Below are 9,481 nucleotides of genomic sequence, written 5' to 3' on the forward strand. Positions count from 1 at the left end.
TGGATCGCGGCGGATGCTGCTGTCCCTGGCTCAGGCGTGGGTGCTGGGCGCGCCGGTGGCCTGGCCGCTGGTGCTGGGTGATGGACCGGCCCCGAGTGGGCAGCCTCCCACCTACGCCTTCCAGCGCGACCGCTACTGGATCGACCAGGGATCCGGCTCCTCCCGGCACCCGCTGCTCGACCAGGGTGTGCCGCTGGCCGCCGACGACGGGTTCCTGCTCACCGGCCGGCTGTCCCTGGCGACGACCCCCTGGCTGGCGGACCACGCCGTGGACGGCACCGTCCTGCTCCCCGGCACGGCGTTCGCCGAACTCGCGCTGGAGGCCGCCGCCATGGCCGGGTGCGACCTGGTCGAGGACCTGACGCTGCAGGCGCCGCTGGTCCTGCCCGGGTCGGGCGCCGTACAGGTGCAGGTGGCCGTGGGCGGGCCGGACGGGCAGGGCCGCCGCACGGTGGGCGTCTACGCCCGCCGGACCGCGGACGACCCCTGGACGACACACGCGAACGGCCTGCTCGGCACGGCCCCGGAGACCGCTCACGATCGGCTGACCTCGTGGCCGCCGGAGGCGCCCGGGATCGAGCTGGACGACGTGTACGAACGGCTCGCCGCGCGCGGCTACCAATACGGCCCCGCCTTCCGTGGCCTGCGGGCCGCCTGGCGCGCCGGCGGCCACGCCTACGCCGACGTCGCGCTGCCCGACCCGGTACGCGCGGACGCCGACCGCTTCACCCTGCACCCCGCCCTGCTGGACGCGGCGCTGCACCTGGTGGTGGCCGAGTCCGGCGACGACGAGGACGTCCTGCTGCTGCCGTTCTCGTGGAGCGGGATCCGGGTGGCCGCACTCGGCGCCGGCACCCTCCGCGTACGGATCAGCGACCGGGGCGACGACCAGATCTCGCTGGCGCTCTTCGACGGCGCGGGCGAGTGGGTCGCCGGCGTCGACACGCTGGCGCTGCGCAAGACGCCGAGAAGCGGCTCCCGCCCCGCCACCGGCGCCACGGCCTACGCCCTCGACTGGGCCGAGCCCGCCTCGGCGGACGCGGCCGGGCAGCGCTGGGCGGTGGTCGGAGCCGACGCGCTCGCCGACGAGATCGAGGCGGAGCTGGCGGCGGCGGGGACGGCCGCGCCCCGCTACTACGACCTGGTCTCCCTGGCCGACATGAGCGCCGGCGAGATCCCCGGCCTGGTCCTGGCACCCTGCCAGGCCGACCCCGACGACCTGCCGTACTCGGTCCACGACGGTCTGCACCAGGTGCTCGACCTGGTGCAGGGCTGGCTCGGCGACGAGCGGTTCGCGCACGCGCGGCTGGTGTTCGTCACGCGGCCGGGCGACCTGGCGGGCGCGGCGGTGCAGGGGTTGGTGCGGTCGGCGCAGTCGGAGCAGCCCGGCCGGTTCGTGCTGGCCGAGGTGCCGGAGGGCTTCGCGGCCTGGGACCGGGTGGCCGCGGCGGTCGCGGCCGGCGAGACGCAGCTCGTGGTCAGGGAAGACGCCCTGCTGACGCCCCGCCTGACGCGCCGCGAGCCCGCCCCCGGGTCTGCCGCGGACGTGCCGGGGACGGTGCTGGTCACGGGCGGCACCGGTGGTCTGGGCGCCCTGGTCGCGCGGCGGCTGGTGGAGCGGCACGGGGTGCGTGACCTGCTGCTGGTGTCGCGGCGCGGTCTGGAGGCGCCGGAGGCCGGGAAACTGGTGGCCGAGCTGGAGGGCCTCGGGGCGCGGGTCGCGGTGGCGGCCTGCGACGTGTCCGACCGTCACGCGCTGGCGACCCTGCTCGCCCCGGTGTCCCTGGCAGGTGTGGTGCACGCGGCCGGGGTGCTGGACGACGCGCTGGTGGAGGACCTGACGCCGGACCGGCTGGGATCGGTGCTGGCGCCCAAGGCCGACGCGGCCTGGCACCTGCACGAGCTCACCCGAGATCGACCGCTGACGATGTTCGTGCTGTTCTCCTCGGTCGCCGCGGTGCTGGGCAACGCCGGGCAGGGCAACTACGCCGCCGCCAACGCCTTCCTGGACGCGCTCGCGACACACCGCCACGACCAGGGACTGCCGGCGGTCTCGGTGGCCTGGGGCCTGTGGGACGCCGCCTCCGACATGACCGGCGGGCTCAGCCAGACCGACCTCGCCCGGCTGGCTCGGGCCGGCATCGCGGCACTGAGCGTCGAGCAGGGCCTGGAGCTGTTCGACACGGCCCTGGCGAGCGCCGACCCGATCATGGTGGCCGCCCGGTGGGACAGCGCGGGGCTGCGTACCAGGGCCGAGAACGGCGACCTGCCCCCAGTGCTGCGCGGCCTGGTCCGCGCGCCGCGCCGGGTCGCGTCGAACACGGCGGCCGCCGCTCCGGTGGCCGCCGGGCAGGGGCTGGGCGAACGCCTGGCGATCATGGGCGAGGCGGCCGCGCGGCCCCATCTCACCCAGCTCGTACGCGGCCACGTCGCCGCCGTCCTCGCGCACCCCAACCCCGACCAGGTGGACGTGGACCGGGCCTTCAACGAGCTCGGCTTCGACTCCCTGACCGCCGTCGAGCTCCGCAACCGGCTCAACACCGACACCGGCCTGCGGCTGCCCGCCACCCTCGTCTTCGACCACCCCACCGTCACGTCGCTGGCCGAGTACCTGTTCAACACCCTGGCACCGGACGGGCCCTCGCCCGAGGACGCGCTGCGGGCCGCGGTCGACCAGGCCGAGTCGGCGCTGCTGGCCGCGAACGGCCAGTCGGACGCCGTCCGCCGCCAGCTCGTCGCCATCCTGCAGAGCGCGCTCTCCAGGATCGGCGCCACCGCGGTCGCCATCTCGGCCACCGCCCAGAACGGCTCCAGCGGAGCCGCGGAAGAGATTGTCTCCGCATCGGACGAGGAGATCTTCGCCTTGATCGACAACCGAGCCATGACCTCCCCCCTGAGGAACCCGATGGAAGGGCCCGACCATGGCGAATGAGGCTGAGCTGCGCGCGTACCTGAAGCGGGTCGCCCTCGCGCTGACGGACGCCCGGCGGCAACTGGCCGAGGACGAGGCCCGCCGGCACGAACCGGTGGCGATCATCGGGATGGCGTGCCGCTACCCGGGAGGGGTCGGCAGTCCCGAGGACTTGTGGGAGCTGGTCGTCTCGGGCCGGGACGCCATCGGCGAGTTCCCGGCGGACCGGGGCTGGGACGTGGAGTCCCTGTACGACCCCGATCCCGAGGCGGCGGGGACGACGTACACCAGGCATGGCGGCTTCCTGTACGACGCGGGCGACTTCGACGCCGCGTTCTTCGGGATGAGCCCGCGCAGCGCCCTGGCCACCGATCCGCAGCACCGGCTGTTCCTGGAGACGTGCTGGCTGGCCCTGGAGCGGACCGGGATCGACCCCACGAGCCTGCGCGGCAGCCGTACCGGCGTGTACGCGGGCAACATGTTCAGCGACTACTCCCAGCGGTTCATGCACGGCGCGGTGCCGCCGGCCATGGAGGGCACGCTGCTGTCCTCCAGCACGTCGAGCGTGCTCTCCGGCCGGGTGTCCTACACCCTGGGGCTGGAGGGCCCGTCGCTCACGGTGGACACGGCCTGCTCGTCCTCGCTGGTCGCGCTGCACCTCGCCGTACGGGCTCTGCGCCAGGACGAGTGCTCGCTCGCCCTGGCCGGCGGCGTCACCGTGCTGGCCTCGCCCGACGCCTTCGTCGAGTTCTCCCGCCAGGGCGCCCTGTCGCCGGACGGCCGGTGCAAGTCGTTCTCCGCCTCTGCCGACGGCGCCGCGTGGGCCGAAGGCGTCGGAGTGCTGGCGCTGGAGCGGCTGTCGGACGCCCGCCGCAACGGGCACCGCATCCTCGCGGTCATCCGGGGCACGGCGATCAACCAGGACGGCGCCAGCAACGGCATGACCGCCCCCAGCGGGCCCGCCCAGGAGAAGGTCATCCAGCAGGCCCTGGCCGACGCCATGCTCGACACCCGCGACATCGACGCGATCGAGGCCCACGGCACCGGCACCACCCTGGGCGACCCGATCGAGGCCCAGGCGCTGCTGGCCACCTACGGGCGCCGGCGCCCGGCCGACCGGCCCATCTGGCTGGGATCGGTGAAGTCGAACATCGGGCACACCCAGGCCGCCGCCGGCGTCGCGGGCGTGATCAAGATGGTCATGGCCATGCGGCACGGCGTGCTGCCCCGTACCCTGCACGTCACCGAGCCCACCCCGCACGCCGACTGGTCGGCGGGCCAGGTCCGGCTGCTGACCGAGCAGGCCGAATGGTCCCGCGCCGAGCACCCGCGCCGGGCCGGGGTCTCCTCCTTCGGCATCAGCGGCACCAACGCGCACGCGATCGTGGAGGAGTACGTCCCCGACCCCGAGCCGCCGGTCGCCCCCGCCTTCACCGGCCCGCTCGCCTGGACGATCAGCGCCCGCAGCCCCCAGTCGCTGGCGGCCCAGGCCGCCCGGCTGCACGAGTTCGTCACCGCGGGGGAGGGGCAGGACCCGGCCGACGTCGCGTACTCCCTGGCCAAGCGCCCGCCGCTGCCGCACCGCGCCGTCGTGCTCGGCCGCGGCCACGCCGCCCTGACCGACGGCCTCGCCCGCTACCGGCGCCACGAGGCGGCCTCCTCCGAGGACGACGCGGCGCCCGTCATCGAGGGAGTCGCCGGCGAGCAGCCCCTCCTGGCCTTCCTGTTCACCGGCCAGGGCGGGCAGCGGCCCGGCATGGGACGCGACCTGGCCGCCGCCTCGGCGGTGTTCGCCGCCGCCCTCGACGAGGTGTGCGCGGCGCTCGACCCGCACCTCGACCGGCCGCTGCGCGACATCATGTGGGCCGAGCCCGGCACCCGCGAGGCGGAGCTGCTGAACGACACCGCCTACACCCAGCCGGCCCTGTTCGCCTTCGAGGTGGCCGCCCACCGGCTGCTGGAGTCGCTCGGCCTGAAGCCCGCGGCGCTGGCCGGCCACTCGGTCGGCGAGTACGCCGCCGCGCACGTCGCCGGGATCTGGTCCCTGCCCGACGCGGCCCGCCTGATCGCCGCCCGCGGCCGCCTCATGCGGGAGCTGTGCCGGCCGGGCGCGATGGTGGCCGTGAACGCCACCGCCGACGAGGTCGCGCCCACCCTCGCCGGGCTGGAGGACCAGGTCGGGATCGCCGCCGTCAACGGCCCCACCGGCGTGGTCATCTCCGGCGCCGAGGAGCCCTGCCTGGCCGTGGCCGACCACTGGCGGCAGCTCGGCAGGCGCACCCGCAGGCTGTCGGTCAGCCACGCCTTCCACTCCCCGCTCATGGAGCCGATGCTCCCGGCGTTCGCCGACGAGCTGAAGAGCGTGACGTTCGGCCGCGGCCGTACCCTCTCCGTCACCGGCACCCCCGGCGACTGGTCCGACCCCGGCTACTGGCTGGACCAGATCCGGCGGCCCGTCCTGTTCCACGCGGCCATCGGCAAGCTGGAGGAGCTCGGCGCCGGCATCTTCCTGGAGGTCGGCCCGCAGGCCGTGCTCGCCGGCATGGCGCACGAGTGCGTCAGCGGCGACGACGCCACGATCCTCGCCCTGCACCGGCGCGACCGCGCCGAGCCCGACGCGCTGGCCGCCTGCCTCGCCGGGGCCTGGGTGGCGGGGGCGAACGTGGACTGGGCCGAGCTGTCCCGCCACGGCCACCGCCTCGACCTGCCCCCCTACGCCTTCGAACGCGAACGCTTCTGGCTCGGCGCGCCCGCCAGGGGCGCGGACCTGTCCGCCACCGGCCTGCGCGACGTCGGCCACCCGCTGCTGGGCGCGGCGGTCGAGCTCGCCGACAGCGGACCGACCGTGCTCACCGGCCGCCTGTCGGTCGCCGACACGCCCTGGCTGGCCGACCACGCGGTGGGCGGCGCCGTCATCCTGCCCGGCGCCGCGCTGGCCGACCTGGTCCTGGAGGCCGGCACGCGCACCGGGCACGGCGTGATCGAGGAGCTGACGTTCGAGGCCCCGCTGATCCTGCCGTCCCGCGGCGGCGTGGCGATCCAGGTCGTCGTCGATCCGCCGGACACCTCCGGCAGCCGCCCGGTGCGGGTCCACTCCCGCCCGGCCGACGACCACGAGGCCGGATGGACCCGCCACCTGTCCGGCGCCGTCGCCGAGGAGCGGGACGGCGACGCCCGTCCCGACTGGGCCGCCGCCTGGCCGCCCGCCGCAGCCACCCCCGTGGACATCGCCGGCGGGTACGAGCGCCTGGCCGAGCAGGGCTACGAGTACGGCCCCGCCTTCCAGGGTCTGCGTGCCGTGTGGCGGCGGGGCGAGGAGCTGTTCGCCGACGTGTCGCTGCCCGACGAGGTGGACGTGACCGGGTTCGGCATCCACCCGGCGCTGCTGGACTCGATGTTCCACCCGCTGCTGGTCGCCGACGGCACCGAGGGCCTGCGCGTGCCGTTCGAGCTGCGCGGGGTACGGCTGCTCGCCGCCGAGGCCAGGACCCTGCGCGTGCGGCTGGCCAAGGCCGGCGACGACGGATACGCCATCGAGGCCGCCGACGCCGTCGGGCGGCTGGCGTTCTCGCTGGCCTCGGTACGGACCCGGCCGATGCCGTCGGGCTCGCTGGCCGGCCCCGCCGGACCGGTCTCGTACGGCGTGGACTGGGTCGAGGCGGTCGCCGAGCCCGGCGACGCGGAAGCGGTCGTGATCCCGTGCGTGAGCGGGGACACGGACGTGCCCGCCGCCCTGCGGCAGCTCACCGCCCAGACGCTGGACGCCATCCGCGACCCGCGCATGACCGAGTCCCGGCTGATGTTCGTCACCCGGCCGGGTGACCTTGCCGGTGCGGCGGTGCAGGGGTTGGTGCGGTCGGCGCAGTCGGAGCAGCCGGGCCGGTTCGTGCTGGCCGAGGCGGAGGACGGGTACGCCGACTGGGCCAGGATCGCGGCCGTCGGGGAGCCGCAGGTCCGCGTACGTCAGGGCAAGCTCCTCGTGCCCCGCCTGACCCGCCGCGAGCCCGTCGCCGGGTCCCTGGGCGAGGTGCCGGGGACGGTGCTGGTCACGGGCGGCACCGGCGGCCTGGGGGCGCTGGTGGCGCGGCGGCTGGTGGAGCGGCACGGGGTGCGTGACCTGCTGCTGGTGTCGCGGCGCGGCCCGCTAGCCCCTGGAGCGGGGGCGCTGGTGGCCGAGCTGGAGGGCCTGGGAGCGCGGGTCGCGGTGGCGGCCTGCGACGTGTCCGACCGCCACGCGCTGGCGGCGGTGCTGGCTTCGGTGTCCCTGGCTGGTGTGGTGCACGCGGCCGGGGTGCTGGACGACGCGCTGGTGGAGGACCTGACGCCGGATCGGATGGAGTCGGTGCTGGCGCCGAAGGCGGACGCGGCCTGGCACCTGCACGAGCTGACGCGCGACCGGTCGTTGTCGATGTTCGTGTTGTTCTCCTCGCTGGCCGGCGTGCTGGGCAACGCGGGGCAGGGCAACTACGCCGCCGCCAACGCCTTCCTGGACGCGCTCGCGGAGCACCGCCGCGACCAGGGACTGCCGGCGGTCTCGGTGGCCTGGGGCCTGTGGGACGCCGCCTCCGACATGACCGGCGGGCTCAGCCGGGCCGACCTGGCCAGGCTGGCGCGGGCGGGCATCGCGGCGCTGAGCGTCGAGCAGGGCCTGGAGTTGTTCGACGCGGCACTGGCCGGCGCCGAGCCCACCATGGTGGCGACCCGGTGGGACGGCGCGGGGCTGCGTACCAGGGCCGAGAACGGCGACCTGCCCCCGGTGCTGCGCGGCCTCGTCCGCGCGCCCCGGCGGGCCGCGGGCGCCGACCAGGCCGAGAGCCGCAGCTCGCTGATGGCCCGCCTGGCCGAGCTGAGCAAGGAAGAGGGGCTGCGCCTGCTCAGCGACCGGGTACGCGACCACATCGCCGTCGTCCTCGCGCACGGCAACCCCGAGAAGATCAGCGTCGACCGGGCGTTCACCCAGCTCGGCTTCGACTCCCTCACGGCAGTGGAACTCCGCAACCGGCTCAACGCCGACGTCGGCCTGCGGCTCCCCACCACGCTGGTCTTCGACCACCCCACCGTCAGCTCCCTGGCCGAATACCTGTTCAACACGCTGGCCCCGGCCACGCCCTCGCCCGAGGAGACCCTGCGTGGCGCCCTCGAACGCGTGGGATCCATGCTCACCAGCGCCAAGGACGACGGCGAGGCCATCCGCACCAAGCTCGTCGCCGTGCTGCAGGGCGGCCTGGCCATGTTCGGCGCTCCACAGGGTGACAACGCCGACACCGTGATGGAGAAGATCGACTCCGCCTCCGACGAGGAGATCTTCGCACTCATCGACAACGAACTGTGAACAGGAAGGCCCATCGATGAGGACCGAGGACAGGCTCCGCGACTACCTCAGACGCGCCACCGTCGAGCTGGCCGAGGCCCGTCAGCGGCTGGCCGAGGACGAGGACCGCCGGCACGAGCCGGTGGCGATCGTCGGGATGGCGTGCCGCTACCCGGGCGGGGTGGGCGGTCCGGAGGAGCTGTGGGACCTGGTCGCCTCGGGCCGGGACGCGATCGGCGAGTTCCCGGCGGACCGGGGCTGGGACGTGGAAGGCCTGTACGACCCGAACCCGGAGGCGATGGGGAAGTCGTACACGCGGCACGGGGGCTTCCTGTACGACGCCGCCGACTTCGACGCGGCCTTCTTCGGGATGAGCCCGCGCAGCGCGCTGGCCACCGACCCGCAGCACCGGTTGTTCCTGGAGGCGTGCTGGGAGGCCCTGGAGCGGGCCGGGATCGAGCCCGGCTCCCTGCGCGGCACCCGGACGGGCGTCTACGCCGGGAACATGTACGACTACTACTCCACCCGCTTCCTCGACGGGGCGCCGGAGTCGGTCGAGGGCACCCTGTTCACCTCCAGCGCTCCCAGCCTGGTGTCCGGGCGGGTGTCCTACACCCTCGGGCTGGAGGGTCCCTCGCTCACGGTGGACACGGCCTGCTCGTCCTCGCTGGTCGCGCTGCACCTCGCCGTACGAGCTCTGCGGCAGGACGAGTGCTCGCTCGCCCTGGCCGGCGGCGTGACGGTCATGGCCTCGCCGGTGCCGTTCGTGGAGTTCTCCCGCCAGGGCGCCCTGTCCCCGGACGGCCGGTGCAAGTCGTTCTCGGCCTCGGCCGACGGCGCGGCGTGGGCCGAGGGGGTCGGGGTGCTGGCCTTGGAGCGGCTGTCCGAGGCGCGGCGCAACGGGCGCTGGATTCTCGGGGTGATCCGGGGCACGGCGGTCAACCAGGACGGCGCCAGCAACGGCATGACCGCGCCCAGCGGGCCCGCCCAGGAGAAGGTCATCCAGCAGGCCCTGGCCGACGCCCGGCTGGACACCCGCGACATCGACGCGATCGAGGCGCACGGCACCGGCACCACCCTGGGCGACCCGATCGAGGCGCAGGCGCTGCTGGCCACGTACGGGCGCGGGCGTCCGGCTGATCGGCCGGTGTGGCTGGGGTCGGTGAAGTCGAACATCGGGCATGCGCAGGCGGCTGCGGGTGTGGCGGGTGTGATCAAGATGGTGCTGGCGTTGGAGCGGCGGGTGTTGCCGCCGACGT

The 9,481-nt window shown here is 75.0% G+C and carries 3 protein-coding genes; all 3 read left to right on the forward strand.

Going from position 1 to position 9,481, the window contains the following annotated elements; genetic code table 11:
* Positions 1 to 2,932: SDR family NAD(P)-dependent oxidoreductase (locus ACBJ59_RS62655; protein WP_375119373.1), on the forward strand; the 2,932-nt coding region annotated here is incomplete at its 5' end.
* A complete protein-coding gene (locus ACBJ59_RS62660; protein ID WP_375119374.1) occupies positions 2,922 to 8,243 on the forward strand; it encodes an SDR family NAD(P)-dependent oxidoreductase in 5,322 nt (1,773 codons plus the stop codon). The genes ACBJ59_RS62655 and ACBJ59_RS62660, both read left to right, overlap by 11 nt.
* 16 nt (positions 8,244 to 8,259) lie before the next feature.
* Positions 8,260 to 9,481 (forward strand): beta-ketoacyl synthase N-terminal-like domain-containing protein (locus ACBJ59_RS62665; RefSeq protein ID WP_375119375.1); only part of this gene is annotated, 1,222 nt, incomplete at its 3' end.

The organism is Nonomuraea sp. MTCD27, assembly GCF_041950495.1.
Taxonomy (GTDB): Bacteria; Actinomycetota; Actinomycetes; order Streptosporangiales; family Streptosporangiaceae; genus Nonomuraea.